General features: G+C 66.0%; 11 protein-coding genes. 9 read left to right on the top strand and 2 right to left on the bottom strand.

Going from position 1 to position 20,645, the window contains the following annotated elements; genetic code table 11:
• Positions 1–5: 5 nt before the first annotated feature.
• The 6 genes from gnd (at position 6) to XH93_RS31815 (ending at position 9,227) form a co-directional block, all read left to right on the top strand.
• Complete coding sequence (gnd, locus tag XH93_RS31790; protein WP_194470480.1) at positions 6–989, top strand: phosphogluconate dehydrogenase (NAD(+)-dependent, decarboxylating); 984 nt, start codon at positions 6–8, stop codon at positions 987–989.
• Between the two features lie 20 nt (positions 990–1,009).
• Positions 1,010–2,503 (top strand): glucose-6-phosphate dehydrogenase, encoded by a 1,494-nt coding sequence (zwf, locus tag XH93_RS31795; protein ID WP_194470481.1) that lies wholly within the window; start codon positions 1,010–1,012, stop codon positions 2,501–2,503.
• A gap of 2 nt (positions 2,504–2,505) precedes the next feature.
• Positions 2,506–3,258, top strand: coding sequence for a 6-phosphogluconolactonase (gene pgl / locus XH93_RS31800; RefSeq protein ID WP_194470482.1), 753 nt, complete (start codon positions 2,506–2,508; stop codon positions 3,256–3,258).
• A 28-nt stretch (positions 3,259–3,286) separates the two neighbouring features.
• The gene (locus XH93_RS31805) at positions 3,287–3,775 is read left to right on the top strand and encodes a gluconokinase (protein ID WP_194475401.1); all 489 of its coding nucleotides are present in this window, start codon (positions 3,287–3,289) and stop codon (positions 3,773–3,775) included.
• Positions 3,772–4,575: a Cof-type HAD-IIB family hydrolase gene (locus tag XH93_RS31810; protein WP_194470483.1), complete on the top strand. Its 804-nt coding sequence runs from the start codon at positions 3,772–3,774 to the stop codon at positions 4,573–4,575. The genes XH93_RS31805 and XH93_RS31810 overlap by 4 nt, the downstream gene beginning before the upstream one ends.
• A gap of 359 nt (positions 4,576–4,934) precedes the next feature.
• On the top strand, positions 4,935–9,227 hold the full coding sequence (locus XH93_RS31815; RefSeq protein ID WP_194470484.1) for a calcium-binding protein: 4,293 nt from the start codon (positions 4,935–4,937) through the stop codon (positions 9,225–9,227).
• A gap of 23 nt (positions 9,228–9,250) precedes the next feature.
• Here the strand turns inward: XH93_RS31815 and XH93_RS31820 are convergent, their stop codons facing one another.
• On the bottom strand, positions 9,251–11,059 hold the full coding sequence (locus XH93_RS31820; RefSeq protein ID WP_194470485.1) for a glycoside hydrolase family 15 protein: 1,809 nt from the start codon (positions 11,057–11,059) through the stop codon (positions 9,251–9,253).
• Positions 11,060–11,074: 15 nt separating this feature from the next.
• Entirely contained in the window at positions 11,075–13,030 is a 1,956-nt protein-coding gene (gene malQ, locus XH93_RS31825) for a 4-alpha-glucanotransferase (protein WP_194470486.1), read from the bottom strand.
• A gap of 205 nt (positions 13,031–13,235) precedes the next feature.
• On the opposite strand from malQ, the gene XH93_RS31830 reads away from it, so the two are divergent.
• Genes XH93_RS31830 through glgB form a run of 3 tightly spaced genes read left to right on the top strand, consistent with a single transcriptional unit; the run spans position 13,236 to position 20,642 of the window.
• Positions 13,236–15,185: an alpha-1,4-glucan--maltose-1-phosphate maltosyltransferase gene (locus XH93_RS31830; protein WP_194470487.1), complete on the top strand. Its 1,950-nt coding sequence runs from the start codon at positions 13,236–13,238 to the stop codon at positions 15,183–15,185.
• A 10-nt stretch (positions 15,186–15,195) separates the two neighbouring features.
• Positions 15,196–18,498, top strand: coding sequence for a maltose alpha-D-glucosyltransferase (gene treS, locus XH93_RS31835; protein ID WP_139485938.1), 3,303 nt, complete (start codon positions 15,196–15,198; stop codon positions 18,496–18,498).
• On the top strand, positions 18,495–20,642 hold the full coding sequence (gene glgB, locus XH93_RS31840) for a 1,4-alpha-glucan branching protein GlgB (protein ID WP_194470488.1): 2,148 nt from the start codon (positions 18,495–18,497) through the stop codon (positions 20,640–20,642). Before treS ends, glgB begins: the two co-directional genes overlap by 4 nt.
• Positions 20,643–20,645: the final 3 nt, after the last annotated feature.

Below are 20,645 nucleotides of genomic sequence, written 5' to 3' on the forward strand. Positions count from 1 at the left end.
AGGCAATGCAACTCGGCATGATCGGCCTCGGGCGGATGGGCGGCAACATCGTCCGCCGCCTGATGGCGCACGGCCACACCACCGTCGTCTACGACAAGGATCCCAAGGCGGTGGCGGCGCTCGTCGCCGACAATGCCGCGGGCTCCGCCTCGCTGGAGGATTTCGTCCTCAAGCTGGAAGCGCCGCGCACCGCCTGGGTGATGCTGCCGGCCGGCAAGATCACCGAGGCCACCATCGAGGCCCTGTCGAAGCTGATGTCGCCCGGCGACGTCATCATCGACGGCGGCAACACGTTCTGGCAGGACGACGTCCGCCGCGGCAAGACACTGCGGGAGCGCGGGCTGCACTATGTCGATGTCGGCACCAGCGGCGGCATCTGGGGCATCGAGCGCGGCTACTGCATGATGATCGGCGGCGACAAGGCCGTGGTCGACCGGCTCGACCCGATCTTCAAGGCCATGGCACCCGGCATCGGCGACATCCCGCGCACGCCCGGCCGCGAGGGCCGCGATCCCAGGATCGAGCAGGGCTACATCCATGCCGGCCCGATCGGCGCCGGGCACTTCGTCAAGATGATCCACAACGGCATCGAATACGGCCTGATGCAGGCCTATGCCGAAGGTTTTGACATCCTCAAGAACGCCAGCAGCGCGACGCTGCCTCCGGAGCATCGCTTCGACCTCGACATCGCCGACATTGCGGAAGTGTGGCGGCGCGGCAGCGTGATCCCGTCCTGGCTGCTCGATCTCACCGCGATCGCGCTTGCCGAGAACCATACGCTCGACAATTACTCGGGCTTCGTCGAGGATTCCGGCGAGGGCCGCTGGACGGTCAACGCCGCGATCGACGAGGCCGTGCCGGCCGAGGTGCTGACGGCCGCGCTGTTCGCGCGTTTCCGCTCGCGCAAGGATCATACCTTTGCGGAGAAGATCCTCTCGGCGATGCGCGCAGGTTTTGGCGGCCACAAGGAACCGCCGAAGAAAGCTTAAGACCAACCGCGGAAGGTCACGTGCAGAAGAAACCCGATCCCTGCTCCTTCGTCATCTTCGGCGCCACCGGTGATCTGACGCACCGCCTGGTGATCCCGGCGCTCTACAATCTCGCCGCCGGCAATCTGCTGCCCGACAAATTCTGCGTGGTCGGCATCGTCCGCAAGGGCATGTCGAGCGAGCAGTTGACGGACAGCCTGATGCAGGGCTTGCGCAAGTTCGCCACCCGCCCCGTCGACGAGGCGATCGCCAAGCGGCTGTTCGAATGCGTGACCGCGATCGAGGCCGATCCGCGCGACCCCGCATCGTTCGATGCCATGAGCGAGCGGCTCGACAGACTGGAGAAGGCGCGCGAGACCGGCGGCAACCGGCTGTTTTATCTCGCGACCCCGCCGAGCGCCTTCCTGCCGATCAGCGAGCAGCTCGGCCGCACGGGCATGCTGGAAGAGAACGGCGCCTGGCGGCGGCTGGTGGTGGAAAAACCGTTCGGCACCGACCTCGCATCGGCCAAGGCGCTGAACGCCGCGCTGCTGAAGCTGGTCGATGAGCATCAGATCTACCGGATCGATCACTATCTCGGCAAGGAAACCGTCCAGAACATTTTGGTGCTGCGCTTCGCCAACGGCATGTTCGAGCCGATCTGGAATCGCAATCACATCGACCACGTCCAGATCACCGTCGACGAGAAGCTCGGCGTCGGCCACCGCGGCAGCTTCTACGACGCCACCGGCGCGCTGCGCGACATGGTGCCGAACCATCTGTTCCAGCTGCTGTCGCTGGTGACGATGGAGCCGCCGGCGCGCTTCGATGCCCATGCAGTGCGCTCGGAGAAGGCCGAGGTGCTGAGCGCGATCCAGACCCAGACCGAGCATGAGGCGCTGTCGAATTCGGTGCGCGGCCAGTATCGCGCGGGAAAGATCGGCGATACCGAGATCGGCGATTATCTGAAGACCCCGGACGTCAAACCCGACAGCTCGACCGAGACCTATGCCGCGCTGAAGCTGACCATCGACAATTGGCGCTGGGCCGGCGTCCCCTTCTACCTGCGCACCGGCAAGGCCCTGACCAGCAAGCGCACCGAAATCGCGATCAAGTTCAAGCAGGCGCCGTTCGCGATGTTCCGCGATACGGCGGTCGACCGGCTGTCGCAGAACTACCTGGTCATCTCCACCGAGCCCACTGAAGGCATCGAGCTGCAGTTCAACACCAAGGTGCCGGGCCCCGTCATCAACATCGACGGCGTCGAGATGAAGTTCCGCTACAAGGACTACTTCAAGGCCGAGCCGTCGACCGGCTACGAGACGCTGATCTATGACTGCATGATCGGCGACAACATCCTGTTCCAGCGCGCCGACAGCGTCGAGGCCGGCTGGCAGGCCGTGCAGCCTTTCCTCGACGCCTGGAAGAGCGCCGGCGGCCGCGGCCTGCAGCCCTACAAGGCCGGCAGCGAAGGCCCGGAAGCCGCCAACGCGCTGCTGACCCGCGACGGCCGCAGCTGGCGGAAGCTGGGCTGACCATGGCCACCAGCCACCAGCGCAAGATCATCCCGGTCGCCGACCCGGCGGCACTGGCGAAGGCTGCGGCCGAGCGGGTGATCGCTAGGATCGAGCAAAACCCCGGCCGGGTGGCGGTCTGCCTCACCGGCGGCTCGAGCCCGAAGGCGCTCTATCAGCTGCTGGCGACGCGGGAGTATCGCGACGCGATCCCGTGGGACCGCGTCGACTGGTTCATCGGTGACGAGCGCCTGGTGCCGAGGAAGGATCCGCTGCACAACATGTGCATGGCGCGCCAGGCCTTCCTCGACCGTTGCGCGCCGGCCGCCAACGTCCATCCGATCGCGACCGATACCGCCGATCTCAACGACCCCGACGTCAGCGCCGCGCTCTACGAGAACGAGTTGATGGCCTTCTACGGCGCCGAGCAGCTCGACCCGGCGCGGCCGCTGTTCGATCTCGTCTTGATGGGCGTCGGCCCCGACGGCCACACCGCCTCGCTGTTTCCCGGCTACCCCGCGGTCGCGGAAAGCGCACGCTGGGTGGTCGGCGTGCCCAAGGCCAATGTCGAGCCGTTCGTGCCGCGCGTCACGCTGACCCTGCCGACGCTCGCCTCCTGCCGCGAGATGCTGTTCGAGATCGCAGGCGAGAGCAAGCGCGCGATCCTGGCGCGGCTGCTCGCCGGTGAGGACCTGCCGGCGAACCGCGCGCGGTCGCAGCACGAAACCGCCTGGCTGGTCGATCAGGCCGCGCTGCCGGAGGATTTTCGTGGCTGACGGGGAAAACCCCTGCGCGCTGGTGGTGATGGGCGTATCGGGCTCCGGCAAGAGCACCATCGCCGATCACCTCGCGGTCAGGATCGGTTGGCGCTACGAGGACGGCGACACGTTTCACCCGCCGAGCAACGTCTCGAAGATGCATTCCGGGCAGCCGCTGACCGACGAGGACCGCTGGCCATGGCTAAGAGCCATCGCCGCAGAGATCGACCGCACCTGCAAGGCGAACGAGCGCGCGGTGATCGCCTGCTCGGCCCTGAAGCGCAGCTATCGCGACATCCTGGTGCATGGCCGCCGGGATGTCCGCATCGTCTTCCTCGATGGCACGCAGGAGCTGATCGCCTCACGGCTGATCGTGCGCAAGGGCCATTTCATGCCGCCGGGCCTCTTGGCGAGCCAGTTCAAGACGCTGGAGCCGCCGACGCCGGATGAACACCCGATCACCGTCGCGATCGACCGCACCGTCGACCTGATCGTCGAAGACATCGTCAACCAACTGAAGCTGGACCGCCCATGACCCGCATCGCCCTTGTCGTATCAGACGTCGACGGCACGCTCCTGACCAAGGACAAGATCCTGACCGACGGCGCACGGGCGGCGGTCCGCAAGCTGCACGAGGCCGGCATCGGCTTCACCATCGTCTCCAGCCGGCCGACGATCGGAATGGGATTTTTGGTCACGCCGCTCGCGATCACGCAGCCGATCGGTGTCTTCAACGGCAGTTCGATCGTCGATCCGGAGTTGCGGCCTCTGGAGCAGCACGTGATCCCGCCCGCCGTGGCCAAGCGCAGCGTCGATATGCTGCGCGATCATGGCGTCGACATCTGGCTGTTCACCAACGACCGCTGGCTGACGCGCAATCCCGAAGGCGAGTACACCGCCCACGAGCAGCACACCATCAAGCATGATCCGACCATCATCAGCGATTTCACGCCCTATCTCGATCGGGCCTGCAAGATCGTCGGCGCGAGCCCGGATGCCGCGCTGCTGCAGCGCTGCGAAAAGGAGATGCAGCAGCTGGTCGGCAATGAGGCGACCGCAGTCCGCTCGCAGACCTATTATCTCGACGTCACCCCGCCCGGCCACGACAAGGGCACCTTCGTCGAGGCGATCGCAAAGCGCCTCGGCGTGCCGCTGGAGAACGTGGCAACGATCGGCGACATGCAGAACGATCTGCCGATGTTCGCGCGAAGTGGCACCTCCTTCGCGATGGGCAACGCCAGCGACGACGTCAAGGCGCGCGCAACGCATGTGACCGAGAGCAACGAGCACGACGGCTTCGCGCGCGCGATGGACCGCGTGCTGCAGCTCCGCTGAGCCCGCGAATCCGATCTGCGCCCAGACTGAGCGCAGCTTCACCGTGATCTACAGCACATTTCCAGACGCCGGATCGCGCCATACTGGTTGTGTGATCACGTCACACTGATCATGCGACCGTTTGTCGCACCACGGTGTCACATCGACCGGGTTCGCGGTTCCCAGCGCCCCATCAAAGGCGGCATGCCGCCCGTCGCCACCCAAAGGAGTCGCCCAAGCACATTCGCGTCAGATCCCCTCTCAGCCGTTTGCGTTCCGGAATTTTTTTGACGTCGTCCGATCCCACCTTGTCGACCCTCGCGGATCGGCCCCCGCACGTTTGCGGACACGGACACGTCAGCGCTTTTTGGAGTCATGCCATGGCCGTCATCGCCAATCTCGCCGCTGGAACCCTCACCGTCACCGGCGATGCCGCTGACAATTCCATCACCACCAGCCGCGACCTTGCAGGCACTCTTGAGATCAATGGCGGCGCGGTACCGATCGCGGGAGGGCCCTCCACCACCGCCAATACGACGGCGGTTCAGGTCCTGGGCCAGGACGGCAGCGATACCCTCACGCTCGACGCAAGCAATGGCGCGCTGCCCAATATCGTGCTCGAGGGCGGCAACAACACCGACACCGCGGACATCGAGAGCGAAGACGCAGGCGAAGTCTTCACCATCGTCCCGAACGGCTCGCGTGTCAGATTCGATCGGGTCAGCCCGGATCCGTTTTCCGTGGACATCGGCACCACCGAGAATCTGGTGCTGCATGCCAATGGCGGCGACGACACCATCACGGCCTCGAACGGGCTCGCAGCCCTGATCTCGCTCACGCTGGATGGCGGCGCCGGCAACGACACCATCACCGGCGGCGACGGCGCCGACCTCCTGATCGGCGGGACCGGCAACGACACCGTCGCCGGTGGCCGCGGCAACGACACCGCGCTGCTCGGCGACGGCGACGACACCTTCATCTGGAATCCCGGTGACGGCAGCGACAGTGTCGAGGGCCAGGACGGCAACGACACGCTGCAGTTCAACGGCGCCAATATCGCGGAGCAAATCGACATCTCCGCCAACGGCTCGCGCGTGCGCTTCACCCGCGACGTCGCCGGCATCGTGATGGACCTCAACGGCGTCGAGAAGGTTGCCTTCCTGGCCCGTGGCGGCGCGGATCACGTCACGGTTCACGATCTCACCGGCACCGACACCAATCAGGTTCTGGTCGATCTCGCGGCCACGCCCGGCGGCAGCACCGGTGATGGCGCGGCCGACACGGTGACTGTCGAGGGCACAGCCGCCGCCGATCAGATCAACATATCCCAGAGCGGCAGCAACATCCTGGTGAACGGCCTGGCCGCCGAGGTATCGATATCCGGCCAGGAAGGCGCCAACGACGCGCTGAAGATCAATGCGTTCGGCGGCAACGACACCATCAATGCGTCCGCATTGCCCGCCGGCCAGCTTCACCTCACCATCGACGCCGGCGACGGCGACGACACCGTGATCGGCAGCGCCGGCGCCGACACGATCATCGGCGGCATCGGCAATGACACGGTCACCGGCGGTCGCGGCGACGACACCGCGCTGCTCGGCGACGGCGACGACACCTTGATCTGGAATCCCGGTGACGGCAGCGACGTTGTCGAAGGTCAGGCCGGCACCGACACGCTGCAGTTCAACGGCGCCAACATCGCCGAGAAATTCGATATCTCCGCCAACGGCGGCCGCGTTCGCTTCACCCGCGACGTCGCCAACATCGTGATGGATCTCAACGGTGTCGAGAAGATCAATATCGATGCGCTGGGCGGCGCCGATACGGTCACGGTCAACGATCTCTCCGGCACCAACGCACAGCAGATCGCAATCGACCTCTCCGCTTCGGGCGGCAGCGCCGATGGCGCGCTCGACACGGTGGTCGCCAACGCCACGGCCGGCGCCGACACCACCACCGTCACCAACAGCGGCAACGACGTGCTGGTGAACGGCCTCGCCGCCCAGGTCGTGGTGCACGGCCAGGATGCGAGCGACGTCCTGCAGGTCAACGGATTGGGCGGCGACGACCAGATCAACGCCTCCGGCCTTGCCGCCGGACTGATCGCGCTCACCATCAATGCCGGGGCCGGCAATGATTTGATCGTCGGCAGCGCCGGTGGCGACACCGTGATCGGCGGACAAGGCAACGACACCGCCCTGCTTGGCGGCGGCGACGACACCTTCACCTGGAATCCCGGCGACGGCAGCGACACTGTCGAGGGCCAGGGCGGCAACGACACGCTGCAGTTCAACGGCGCCAATATCGCCGAGAACATCGATATCTCGGCCAACGGCTCGCGCGTGCGCTTCACCCGCGACGTCGCCAGCATCGTGATGGACCTCAACGGCGTCGAGAAGATCGCCTTCCAGGCCCTTGGCGGCGCGGACCACGTCACCGTTCACGATCTCGCCGGCACCGACACCAATCAGGTTCTGATCGATCTCGCGTCCACGCCCGGTGGCAGCACCGGTGACGGCGCGGCCGACACGGTGACAGTCGAGGGCACGGCCGTCGCCGACCAGATCAACGTAACCCAGAGCGGCAGCAAGATCCTGGTGGACGGCCTGGCGGCCGAGGTGTCGGTATCCGGCCAGGAAGCCGCCAACGACACGCTCACCATCAACGCCGGTGACGGCGACGACATCATCGATGCATCCGGGCTCGGCGCCGGGCAGATCAAGGTCGTCGTCGACGCCGGCATCGGCGACGACATCGTCACGGGCAGCGCGGGCGGCGACCGCGTCACGCTCGGCGCCGGCAACGACTCCTATGTCTACAAGCCGACCGGAGGGCCCGACACCGTCACTGACTTCGTCGCCGGCGCAGGCACGGACGACAGGATCGATCTCAGACCATTTGCCAGCCTCGGCTTTCACGAGCTCGCAACCGTGCTGCCGCTCGCAGCCCAGGTCGGCGCGGATACGGTCATCAATTTTGGCGGCGGCAACACGCTGACGCTGCTGAACGTCCTCAAGACCGATCTGAGCGAGGACGATTTCGTCTTTGGCGGCCCCGGCGTCACCTCGGTGACCACGTCGGGGACGGGCATTACCGCCGGCAACGGTCTGCTGACGGTCAATGACGAAGTCACCTTCACGGTGACGTTCGACGAGCCTGTGATCGTGACCGGTCAGCCGGCCCTGCTTCTCAACGATGGCGGGATTGCGACCTTCTCCACCGGCAGCGGCACCGCCACGCTGACATTCATCTACCAGGTCGCGGCAGATCAAAGCACATCCGACCTCGCCATTGCCGGCATCGATCTCGACACCGCCACCATGACGGACGGTCTCGGCAAGGACGCCGAGGTGTCCGGCCTCATCGTCAATCCTGCAGGCATTCTGCAGATCGACGCGGTTGCGCCGCAGGCCACCGCCGTGACCGCCATACCGGCGGATGGTCACGAGGGCGTCGGATCGGTGATCACGCTCGCTGTCGCCTTCGACGAGGCGGTCACCGTCACCGGCACTCCGCTGCTGACGCTCAACGATGGCGGCCTCGCGCATTATGTGAGCGGCAGCGGCACCGGGTCGCTGACCTATCAGTACATCGTCGCAGCCGGCGAAAACACCGCCGATCTCGCCGTGACCGGTTCGAACCTCAATGGCGGGACGATCAGGGACCAGGCCGGCAATGACGCCGATCTCGCAGGCGCCGCGGTCAATCCGGCCGGCACCTTGCAGATCGATACGACGGCGGCGCATGTGACCGGCGTCGCGGCCACGCCTTCTGACGGCCACGAAGCCGCGGGTTCGGTTATCACCTTCGCGGTCGCCTTCGACGAGATCGTCAATGTTGCCGGCGGCAATCCGACCTTGACGTTGAACGACGGCGGAGTAGCGCATCTCGCCGGCGGCAGCGGGACCGCTACGCTGACCTATCAGTACACGGTAGCCACCGGTGAAAACACCGCCGACCTTGCCGTCACCGGCTCCAGCCTCAATGGCGCGACGATCAGGGATCAGGCCGGCAACGACGCCGATCTGGCGGGTGCAGTGGGCAACCCGACGGGCACGCTGCACGTCGATACGACAGCGCCGCAGCTCGGCGACATCACCGCGTCGCCTGCGAGCGGCAATCAGGCGGCCGGGGCGCTGATCCAGTTCACCCTCGACTTCGACGAAGCGGTGCAGGTGGCTGGCGGAACGCCGACGCTTTCGCTCAACGACGGCGGCACGGCCAGTTTCGACGCCGTGGCTTCGGCCCTGCTCGGTGATGCGAGCAAGCTGGTGTTCGACTATCTGGTGTCGGCCGGCGATGCACCGACGGCATCGCTTGCGATCACCGGCCTCGATACGCATGGCGCTGTCGTGACCGATCTCGCCGGCAACCTCGCCGACCTCGGTCACGTCTCGGAGCTGTTCAGCGGTCTGTCGGTGAACGAGAACGCGCCCCCGGCAGGCAATCCTCCACCCGACAATCCACCGCCCGGCAATCCTCCGGGGGGCAATTCCAATGTCCTTCCGGCGTTCACGATCAACGGCTTCACGCGGCCGGAGCTGCACCTGGATTCGACAGGCCACATCCTGCTCGACGCGACGGCCGCCGCATTTGCCGGCCAATTTGGCCTTGAATACCTCTATCTCGGCGCACCTTCGGGAACGCCGTTCCCGCCGGTCGACCTGCACTGACCGGGGAGCGCGACGGATTCGCGTCAGGTCGAGCGCTGCACCGCCGGCTTCTTGGCCTCGGCCTGCGCCGCGCTGAGATTGTGCGAGGTGTTGATCAGCGCGATATGGGTCAGCGCCTGCGGAAAATTGCCGGTCTGCCGGCCGGCGCCGGGATCGAACTCCTCGGCCAGCAGGCCGAGGTCGTTGGCGACCGCCACGACGTGGTCGAACATGGTCTGCGCCTTGCCGATCTCACCCGCCAGCACATAGGCATCGGCGAGCCACAGGCTGCAGGCCAGGAACGCGCCCTCGATCGGCTGGGTCTCGTCGGAGACTTCGCGCGGGTCGTGGCGCAGCACGAAGCCGTCGCGCATCATATGCTGCTCGATCGCCGCGATGGTGCCGCGGATCTGCGGATCGGTCGGCCGCAGGAAGCCGACCGCCGGCAGCAGCAGCAGGCTGGCATCGAGCAGCTTCGAGCCGTAGCTCTCGACAAAACTGTTCAGCTCGCGGTCAAATCCGCGGTGGCAGACGTCGCGATGAATCGCCTCGCGCATCACCCGCCATTTGACCAGCGGCGCCTTGAAGCCGAACCGCTCCGCGCTCTTGATGGCGCGGTCGAACGCGACCCAGCACATCACCTTGGAGAACACGTAGTGCCTCGGCACGCCGCGGCGCTCCCAGATGCCGTGATCGGGCTTGTCCCAGACCTCGGCAAGGTGATTGACCACGGTACACTCCAGCGCCCAGTTCTCCTCGTCGAGCTTCAGCTCCGCCATCCGGGACTGGTGGAAGGCGTCGATCAGCTCGCCATAGACGTCGAGCTGCAGCTGCGCATGCGCAGCGTTGCCGACCCGCACCGGCTGCGCGCCTTCATAGCCGGGCAGCCATCCGGCCTCCCACTCCAACAGGCGGCGCTGGCCCACGATGCCGTACATGATCTGCATGTTGGCCGGCGCGCCCGCCGCCGCGCGCAGCAGCCAGTTGTGCCAGGCCGCTGCCTCTTCGGTGTAGCCGGAGTTCATCAGCGCCAATAGCGTGAAGGTGGCGTCGCGGAGCCAGCAGAACCGGTAGTCCCAGTTGCGCGCGCCGCCGAGCTTTTCCGGCAACGAGGTGGTGGGCGCGGCGACGATGCCACCGGTCGGCCTGAAGGTCAGCGCCTTCAGCGTGATCAGCGAGCGCATCACGAGGTTGCGCGCATAGCCGCCGTCATAGGTCGAGCGGCTGCACCATTCCCGCCAGTACTCCTCGGTGTCCTTCAGCGCGGCCTCGGGATCGATCGGGTCCGGCACCGGGGAATAGGACGCGCCGTAGGTCAGCACGAACGGCACGGTGTCGCCCTCGCCGACCTCGAAATCGGCGATCGTGGTCAGATCCTTGCCGTGGGTCTGGACCGGCGTGCGCAGCACGGTCATGTCCTGCCCGGCGATCGCGAGCAGCCCGTCGCCATCAGGATTTTTCCTGACCCAGGGCACGTCGACGCCGAAGCCGAAGCGCAGCACCAGCTCCATGTGCATTTTCACGCGGCCGCGGATGCCGCGGACCAGACGCACCACGTCGGAGGCGTTGCCGCGCGGCGGCATGAAATCGATCAGCGCCACCACGCCGCCTTGGGTCTCGAACCGCGTCTCCAGGATCAGCGTATAGTCCCAGTAGCGGCGCGACGTTGCGGTGACCTCCTCGGCGGGCGCGATCAGCCAGCGGCCATGCCTGGACGTACCGAGCAGCGCCGCGAAGCAGGCGTCGGAATCGAAGGCCGGCCAGCACAGCCAGTCGATCGAGCCGTCACGGCCGACCAGCGCCGCGGTCTCGCAATCGCCGATCAGTCCATAGTCTTCGATACGCGAGGCCAAATGCAGCGCTCCGCATCATGATCCGTTGCGCGAGCGCTCGCGGGTCGCGTGCTTCAGCGCATCGACGTCGATCGCCGAGGCCAGCTGCGCGATCGAGACTGGAAGCCGCCGCTTCCAGTTCGGGTGCTCATAGACTGTGCCGGGAATGTTCGGCTGATCGACCAGGCCCAGCAGGTCCTCCATCGAGACCACCATGATCCGCGACCGGGTCCGCGCCAGAAAACTCACCACCGAATAGAGATCGTGATGGTGGATGTCGTGCCGGCGCAGCACGGCGTCGAGTTGGCCGAGCGCATCCCAGCGCATCTGGTCGGTCTCGCCGGGATCGATGCCGAGCGTGCGCTTGGTCTTGAGATCGCTGAACGAGCGCCAGCCGGCATAGGTCGAGAGGTCGTGGGTGTTGAAGGTGACGAGCGCATCGGTGAGGTAATGGTCGGCGTTGCAGAACACGCCCCCTCCGTCACGCTCGAACATCATCACCAGATAGGACCAGATGCCCCAGCCGTTCATCTGCTCGCGAAAACCCTCGGGCACGGTGCCGAGATCCTCGCCGATCACGACGCAGCGGCTTGCGACGCTCTCCTGCGCCGTCGCCGCCAGCAGCGCCTCGAACGGCATCAGCACATAGGCGCCGTTGGCGGGACCAAAACCGCGCGGCACCAGATAGAGCCGCTTCAGCCCGAAGGCGTGGTCGAGCCGGATCGCGCCGGCATGGCGCATCGAGGCGCGCAGCATCTGCTTGAACGGCGCAAAGGAGCGCAGCTCGAGGCCCGCGGCATTGAAGCCGGCGAGCCCCCAATCCTGGCCAGCGGTGTTGAGCGGATCGGGCGGCGCGCCGACGCCGAGCTGGCGCGAGATCGCGGTCTGCTCATTCCAGGCGTCGAAACCATCCGACTGCACGCCGACCGCGACGTCGAGATAGAGGCCGACGCGCATGCCGAGCTTGTGCGCCAGCGCCTGGCAGGCGGCGAGCTGGCGGTCGGCGGTCCATTGCACGAATTCGACGAACTCGACCTCGCCGGCGGTGTCGCGCGCCCGGCGCAACTTGGCGCAAGCTGCATCGTTGGGCTGCCGCCATTCGTCCGGCCATTCCCACCACGGCGTGTTGAAGCTGTGCCGCATCACCTCGAAGCAGGCAAAGCGCGACAGCAGCGCGCCCTGCTCGGCGCGATAATTCTCAAAGTCCTGCCAGCGGCCGAGCCCCGGATTGGCCTTGAAAGCCGTAAACGCCGCACGCAGCGCGCGCCATTTCAGCGGGCCGACGGCGACGTAATCGACCATGTCGCGGGTGCGGAGCTGCGCCAGCGCGGCCCGCGTCTCGGCATCGATGCGGAATTCGGGAATCTTCTCGACGTCGATATAGAGCGCGTTGAGGAACAGCCGGCTGTTCGGCGAGTACGGGCTGCAGTCGCCCGGCCGATCGTCGAATAGCGCGTGCAGCGGATTGAGCCCGATCCCGTCGGCGCCGACCGAGTGCGCGAATTCGAGCAGGTTTTGCAGGTCCGTGAAGTCGCCGATGCCCCAATTGCGCGCCGAGCGCACGCCGTAGAGCTGCACCGCGATCACCCAGCAGCGATCGAACTCGCCGCCGAACGCGGCCTGCGGCCCAACCAGCAGCGGCATTTCCTCGCGCGCGCCCGATGCGTCCGATAGCTGCAGCCGATGCACGCCTTCAGGCAGACCGGATGGCCATGCCACGGTCCGCTCGCGCGCCTCACCCTGCGCAAGCAGGCTGGAGCCGTGCGTAACCTTCCACTGCACCGGAAGCTGCGCGGCCTCCGACAGCTCGGTGTGCGCGGCGCGGCCCGTTCTGATCACCACGGGCTCGGCGACGATCCGCCGCGGCGTCTCCGGCGGCAGCGCCGCGAGGATCGCCGCGAGCGCCTCGGGGGTTGTCACACGCAGGTGACCGCTGCCGTCGATATACTCGGTCTGGATACCCAGGGTCTTGGCTTTGGAGTAAAGGTCCATTGGGCACGCTGCTGGCTCGCAACGGGATCCGGACCGTTGCTAAATTGTACAGATAAGGGAAAGGGATAGATGATGATTAACGCTCTACCCTGTCCGGCGTTCCGCCGGGAACCATTACCCGGCGAGCGGCTTACTATATGGGTCTGGCGTGCCTCCTTTGCAGCGCCGGGACGTCATTTGCATTTCTAATGGCGGCGGCATCACCGTGAACAAAACTGCCCGGCCTGTCGAGAGTGCGCACGGCACTTTTCATATCACCGATGTTTATCCATCGGTCGATGGCGGTCGCTTCCCGGTCAAGCGCATCGTGGGCGAGCCGGTCGAGGTCTGGGCCGATATCTACCGTGACGGACATGACGTGATCGCGGCCGCGCTGGTGTGGCGGCACGAGGGCGACGGCGAATGGCAGCACGCGCCGATGACCTTGCACAGCGACGACCGCTGGGGCGGCGCCTTCGTGCCCGACCGGCCGGGCCGCTACACCTACGCGATCGAGGCCTGGACCGACCAGTTCGCCAGCTGGCGGCATCGCTTCGCGCAGAAGCAGCGCGACGGCAGCGACCACACGCTGGACGCGCTCGAAGGCGCAGGCATGCTGACCCAGGCGCAGGCCGGTGGCCCGGGAGCGGCCGCCGTGATCATCAGGCAGTGCGAGATCTATCTGCAGACCGGCGAGGCCGGCGCGCTGCTCGCGCCGGAATTGCAGGACGCGATGGCCGGCAGCCAGTTTCGCCCCGACCTCACGCGTTCGCAGCTGTTCCCGCTGATCGCCGACCGGCCGCGGGCGCGCGCCGGCGCCTGGTACCAGATGTTTCCCCGCAGCCAGGGCAAGGTGCCGAGCGCGCATGGCACCTTCGGCGATTGCATCGCGCGGCTGCCCGATATCGCGGCGATGGGCTTTGACGTCGTGCTGCTCGCGCCGATCCATCCGATCGGGCGGCAGCACCGCAAGCGCCGCAACAATGCGGCGATCGCGCAAGGCGGCGATCCTGGCAGCCCCTATGCGATCGGCGCGGCCGAGGGCGGCCACGACGCCGTGCACCCGGAGCTCGGCACGCTCGCCGATTTTCGCGCCTTCGTGGCGGCGTGCCGGACCCATGGCCTGGAAGTCGCGCTCGACTTCGCGGTGCAGTGCTCGCCCGATCACCCCTGGCTGACGCAGCATCCGCAATGGTTCAAGCGCCGCCCGGACGGATCGATGCGCACCGCCGAGCACCCGCCGCAGCGCTGGGATGACGTCGTCAACCCCGATTTCGGATGCGAGGACGCCGGCGCATTGTTGCACGCGCTGCGCGACGTCGTTTTGTTCTGGGTCGAGCAGGGCGTCAAAATCTTCCGGGTCGACAATCCCCACACCAAGCCGCTGCCGTTTTGGGAATGGCTGATCCGCGAGGTGCAGCAGCACGATCCCGAAGTGCTGTTCCTGGCGGAAGCCTTCGTGCGGCCGAAGCTGATGAAGGGCCTGGCCAAGCTCGGCTTCACCCAGTCCTACAGCTATTTCACCTGGCGCACGCAGCGCCGCGAGCTCGAGCAATATCTCGGCGAATTGACCGGTTATCCCGAGCGTGACTTCTTTCGGCCGAATTTCTTCGTCAACACGCCGGATATCCTGCCCTTCCACCTGCAGAGCGGCGAATCCTGGATGTTCAAGTCGCGTCTCGCGCTGGCCGCGACGCTGTCTGGCAACTATGGCATCTACAGCGGCTTCGAGCTGCTGGAGCACACGCCGATCCCGGGCCGCGAGGAATACCTCAACTCCGAGGAATACGCGATCAGGGTGCGGGACTGGGACCAGGCGGGGAACATCAAGCCCTACATCGCGGCGCTAAATCGGATCAGACGCAGTCACTCAGCGCTGCAACAATTCGCCAATCTGCGCTTTATCAATACCGATGACGGCGGCGTGATCGGCTTCGTCAAGGAGGCGGTCGATCAGAGCAACGTGATCGCGGCCGCGATCGCATTGTCGCCGGAGGCACGTGACGTCTGGCTTCCGCTCGGCGACATTGCGGTCGGCCGCGGCGAGGCGCGCCGTCCCGTCACGGCCGTGGAAGATCTTGTCACCGGCGAGCGCCATCCGCTCGAATGGGGAGGCATCCGCCTGCATATCGATCCTGCGCGCGATCCCGCGCTGCTGCTGCGCTGTATCGCCTGAAGGAGCCGTCATGAACGTATTCTCCACTGTCGATATCAAGGAGAAGATCGCGACCGCGACCGCGGACGAGCTCTGGTACAAGGACGCCATCATCTACCAGCTGCACGTCAAGGCGTTCGCCGACAGCAACAATGACGGCATCGGCGACTTCGCCGGCCTGACGGAGAAGCTCGGCTATTTGCAGGAACTCGGCGTCACCACGCTGTGGCTGTTGCCGTTCTATCCCTCGCCCGGCCGCGACGACGGTTACGACATCGCCGACTATGGCGACATCAATCCCGATTTCGGGACGATGAAGGACTTCAAGCGCTTCATCCAGGAGGCCAAGAAGCGCGGCCTGCGCGTCATCACCGAGCTCGTGGTCAACCACACCTCGGACCAGCATGCCTGGTTCAAGCGCGCGCGCCGCAGCCCGCCGAATTCGAGTGCGCGAAGCTGGTACGTCTGGAGCGATACCGACCAGAAATACCTCGATACGCGGATTATTTTTACCGACACGGAAAAGTCGAACTGGACCTGGGACCCCGAAGCCGGCCAGTTCTACTGGCATCGCTTCTTCTCGCACCAGCCGGACCTGAACTTCGACAATCCCCGCGTCGTCAGCGCCATCGTACAGGTGATGAAGCGCTGGCTCGATACCGGCGTCGACGGCTTCCGGCTCGACGCCATTCCCTATCTGTGCGAGCGCGACGGCACCAACAACGAGAACCTGCCGGAGACGCATGCCATCATCAAGCGGCTGCGCAAGGAGCTCGACGCCTACGCCAAGGGCAAGGTGCTGCTCGCCGAGGCCAATCAATGGCCGGAGGACGTGCAGGAATATTTCGGCCACGGCGACGAATGCCACATGGCCTACCACTTCCCGCTGATGCCGCGCATCTACATGGCGATCGCCCAGGAGGATCGCTTTCCGATCACCGATATCCTCCGGCAGACGCCCGACATCCCGTCCGCCTGCCAGTGGGCGCTGTTCCTGCGCAATCACGACGAGCTGACGCTGGAAATGGTCACCGACGTCGAGCGCGACTATCTATGGTCGACCTACGCCAACGACCCGCGCGCCCGCATCAATGTCGGAATCCGCCGGCGCCTTGCCCCGCTGATGGACAATGACCGGCGCAAGATCGAGCTGATGAATTCGCTGCTGCTGTCGTTCCCCGGCACGCCGATCATCTATTACGGCGACGAGATCGGCATGGGCGACAACATCTATCTCGGCGACCGCAACGGCGTGCGGACGCCGATGCAATGGTCGCCGGACCGCAATGGCGGTTTTTCGCGCGCCGATCCCGCACGGCTTTATGCGCCGACGATCATGGACCCGGTCTACGGCTACGAGGCCGTCAATGTCGAGGCACAGTCGCGCAGCCTGTCGTCGCTGCTGTCGGCGACCAAGCGGCTGATCGCGGTGCGCAAGTCGACGCTCGCCTTCGGGCGCGGCACCATGACCTTCATCCGCCCGGAGAACCGCTCGGTGCTCGCCTATGTGCGCCAGTACAACGGCGAGGTGATCCTCTGCGTCGCCAATCTGTCGCGTTCGGCGCAGGCCACGCAGCTCGATCTCTCCGCGTTCAAGGACCGCATTCCGCTGGAGATGCTGGGCCGGACGCGCTTTCCGGCGATCGGCGAACTGCCCTACATGATCACGCTCGCGCCGTACGGCTTCTACTGGTTCCAGCTGCAGGAGCGCGACAAGTCCGAGCCGGTCGTCCCGCGCGCGGTGCCGGAGTTCGAGACACTGGTGGTGCCGCTGAATTCGACCTGGACGTCGCTGGCGCGCGAGCGCGGCGTGTTCGAGCACGACGTGCTGCCCGGCCATCTCGCGCGCTGCCGCTGGTATTCGGAACATTCCGCCAAGGCGATCCAGCCAAAGCTGGTGTCGGCGATCCCGTTCTGCGACATCGGCGACAACCGGCCCTGGCTGATCTTCTTCGAAACCACCGAGCGCGGCACCACCAGCCGCTACGTGCTGCCGATGCAGATCGAGTGGGTGCGCTTCGACCGCGAGCGCTACAATCCGCGCGCGTTTGCCGCCGTGCGCCAGGGCGCGCGCGAAGGCACGCTGCTCGATGTCGCCACCGACCAGATCTTCACCGGACTGTTCCTGCGCAATCTGCGGGAGAACCTCGTGGTCGACGAAAGCGAGCAAGGCCTCAGGCTCGAATTCCGGCCGACCAGCCGCTTCTCGGACCGGCCGGTCCGGCAGCCGGAGCGCATCCGTGTTTTCGAGAACGATCAGCCGCACTCGACCGCGCTGGTCGACAATGAGTACGTCACCAAGATCTACCGCAAGCTCGAGGTCGGCCTCAATCCGGAGATCGAGATGGGCCGCTTCCTCACCGAGGTGATCGGCTTCCCCAACACGCCTGCCCTGCTCGGCACCGCCGAGCTGGTCGAGGGCGACAAGCGCAGCGCGGTCGCCGTCCTGCATGCCATGGTGGTCAACCAAGGCGACCTCTGGACGGTTGGGGCCTCGCACCTCGATCGCCTCGTCGAAAGGCAACGCTTGCTCGCCGCGAGCGAGGACCCGGCGGAGAACGGCGATCACGCCACTTACATGCGTCACATGGCGCAGAGCGGAAAGCGTCTCGCCGAACTGCATATTGCGCTCGCCAGCAAGGACATGCCGGACTTCTCGCCCGAGCCGACCAAGCCGGAGGACCTCCAGCGCTGGAGCGACGAGATCATGGCGCGCGCCGAGCGCGTGTTCGACACGCTGAAGCAGCGCCGCGACGGCCTGAAGGATGCCGAGCGGTTGCTGGCCGACCAGCTGCTGGCGCAGCACGACCTGCTGCCGGACCGGCTCAAGGCGCTGCTGCCGCGCGACACCGACGGGCTCAACATCCGCCATCACGGTGACCTGCATCTCGGCCAGTTGCTGGTCGTCAAGGACGATATCTTCATCATCGATTTCGATGGCGGGCCGGGCCGCACCATCGCCGAGCGCCGCCGCAAGGCGCCGGCCGCGCGCGACGTCGCCGGCGTGATCCGCTCGATCGATTACGCGGCCACGGCGGCGCTGGAGCGCGCGCTCAGGGTCGCGCCGGACGAGAGCGGCAGGCTGAGCCTCGCCCTCGCCGAATGGCGCGACCAGGCCGCGGATGCGTTCCTTGCGGCCTATCGCGAGGTGATGGCCGGCCAGCGCCTGTGGCCTGCCGACGCCAGGGCGGCCGAGCGCCTGCTCAGCTTTTTCCTGCTTGAGAAAGCCTTCTACGAGATCGAATATGAGCTCACGAACCGGCCGGATTGGCTGCGGGTGCCGCTGACCGGCCTGTTGAGGATCCTGGCGCAACAGCCGCATGAGGTTGCATGAACAAGCTGCCAGCCGAAGCCTACGCCATCATCGAGGGCCGCCACTCCGATCCCTTCCATTATCTCGGGCGTCATACCGAGGGGGATCGCAGCGTCGTGCGCGCCTTCCTGCCCGATGCCAGCAAGGTCGAGGCGATCGGCGAGCATGGCGAGACGGCGGCGCTGGCGCGCATCCATGACTCCGGGCTGTTCGCCGGCACGCTGCCGAACGGCTCGATGCGCTATCAGCTCCGCGCGCAGTTCGGCGACAACGTCGTCGAATTCGAGGACGCCTACCGCTTTCCGCCGATCCTGAGCGACTTCGATCTCTATTTGCTCGGCGAAGGCACCCATCAGCGGGTCTACGACACGCTTGGCGCGCATCCGATGACGCTCGAGGGCGTCGACGGCATCGGCTTCGTGGTGCTGGCGCCGAACGCGCGGCGCGTCAGCGTGGTCGGCGACTTCAATTTCTGGGACGGGCGGCGGCACCCGATGCGGGTGCGCGGCCCGGGCTATTGGGAGTTGTTCATCCCGCGCGCGCGGGTCGGCGACCACTACAAGTTCGAGATCATCGGGCGCAACGGCCAGCATTTGCCGCTGAAATCCGATCCCCTCGCCTTCGCCGCCGAAGTCCGCCCCAAGACCGCATCGATCGTGATCGACGAACGCAACATCCCGCATCCGCGCCCGGCACCTGACCGCGTCAATGCGCTGAGCTCGCCGATGTCGATCTACGAGGTCCATCTCGGCTCCTGGCGGCGCAAGGGACGCAATGAGTGGCTGAGCTATCGCGAGATGGCCGAGCAGCTTCCGGCCTACGCGCGCGACCTCGGCTTCACCCATGTCGAATTCCTGCCGATATCAGAACATCCGTTCGACGGCTCCTGGGGCTATCAGCCGACCGGCATGTTCGCGCCGACCAGCCGCTTCGGCTCGCCGCAGGATTTCGCCGCGCTGGTCGATGCCTGCCATCGCGAGGGTCTCGGCGTGCTGCTCGACTGGGTGCCCGGGCATTTTCCCGACGATCCGCATGGTCTCGGCCATTTCGACGGCACCGCGCTCTACGAGCACGCCAACCCGCTGCAGGGCCGCCATCTCGACTGGGGCACGCTGATCTACAATTACGGGCGCACCGAGGTCACCAACTTCCTGGTCTCGAACGCGCTGTTCTGGCTCGATCGCTACGGCATCGACGGCCTGCGCGTCGATGCCGTAGCCTCCATGCTCTACCTCGATTACAGCCGCCCCTCCGGCGGCTGGATCCCAAACAAATATGGCGGCCGCGAAAACATCGAGGCGATCGATTTCCTGCGCCGCTTCAACACCGAGGTGTTCGCGCGCTTTCCGCAGGCGACGACGGCGGCGGAAGAATCCACCGCGTGGCCGCAGGTCTCGCGCCCGGTCGAATATGGCGGGCTCGGCTTCGGCTACAAGTGGAACATGGGCTGGATGCACGACACGCTGAAATATATCGGCAAGGACCCGATTCACCGCAAATACCATCACGGCGACATCCTGTTCGGCCTGCACTACGCCTTCTCGGAGAACTTCATCCTGCCGCTCTCGCATGACGAGGTCGTGCACGGCAAGCGTTCGATCCTCGGCCGTATGCCCGGCGACGACTGGCAGCGCTTTGCGAATTTGCGCGTGTACTACAGCTTCATGTTCGGCCATCCCGGCAAGAAGCTGATGTTCATGGGCTGCGAGTTCGGCCAGGAACGCGAGTGGAACCACGACTACTCGATCGACTGGCATCTGTTGGAGCAGCCGAGGCACCGCGGCATTCAAAGCCTGATCCGCGATCTCAACCGGCTCTATCGTGCGGTGCCGGCGCTGCACGAGCTCGACTGCGACCAGGCCGGCTTCGAATGGGTGATTGCCGACGACGCCGCCAACAACGTGTTCGCCTGGATCCGCAAGGGCAGTGACGCACGCGCGCGCTGCCTCGTGGTCGCCAATTTCTCGCCCAACGTCTATCGCGACTATCGCGTCCGCGTGCCGTTCGCGGGCAAGTGGCACGAGGTGCTCAACTCGGATTCCACACACTACGGCGGCACCAATGTCGGCAATGCCGGCGAGATTCGCGCCGCGGAGGGAGCAACGCCCGAGCTCAGCCTGACCATTCCGCCGCTGGCTGCGATCTTCCTCGTACCGGAAAGCTGAATG

The sequence above is a fragment of the Bradyrhizobium sp. CCBAU 51753 genome, assembly GCF_015291565.1.
Taxonomy (GTDB): domain Bacteria; phylum Pseudomonadota; class Alphaproteobacteria; order Rhizobiales; family Xanthobacteraceae; genus Bradyrhizobium; species Bradyrhizobium ivorense.

What these genes read in the sequence shown, in the direction of transcription:
- malQ (WP_194470486.1), bottom strand. Translation starts at nt 13,030, where the DNA reads ATGGACCTTTACTCCAAAGCCAAGACCCTGGGTATCCAGACCGAGTAT.
- treS (WP_139485938.1), top strand. Translation starts at nt 15,196, where the DNA reads ATGAACGTATTCTCCACTGTCGATATCAAGGAGAAGATCGCGACCGCG.
- gnd (WP_194470480.1), top strand. Translation starts at nt 6, where the DNA reads ATGCAACTCGGCATGATCGGCCTCGGGCGGATGGGCGGCAACATCGTC.
- XH93_RS31810 (WP_194470483.1), top strand. Translation starts at nt 3,772, where the DNA reads ATGACCCGCATCGCCCTTGTCGTATCAGACGTCGACGGCACGCTCCTG.
- XH93_RS31805 (WP_194475401.1), top strand. Translation starts at nt 3,287, where the DNA reads ATGGGCGTATCGGGCTCCGGCAAGAGCACCATCGCCGATCACCTCGCG.
- pgl (WP_194470482.1), top strand. Translation starts at nt 2,506, where the DNA reads ATGGCCACCAGCCACCAGCGCAAGATCATCCCGGTCGCCGACCCGGCG.
- XH93_RS31815 (WP_194470484.1), top strand. Translation starts at nt 4,935, where the DNA reads ATGGCCGTCATCGCCAATCTCGCCGCTGGAACCCTCACCGTCACCGGC.
- glgB (WP_194470488.1), top strand. Translation starts at nt 18,495, where the DNA reads ATGAACAAGCTGCCAGCCGAAGCCTACGCCATCATCGAGGGCCGCCAC.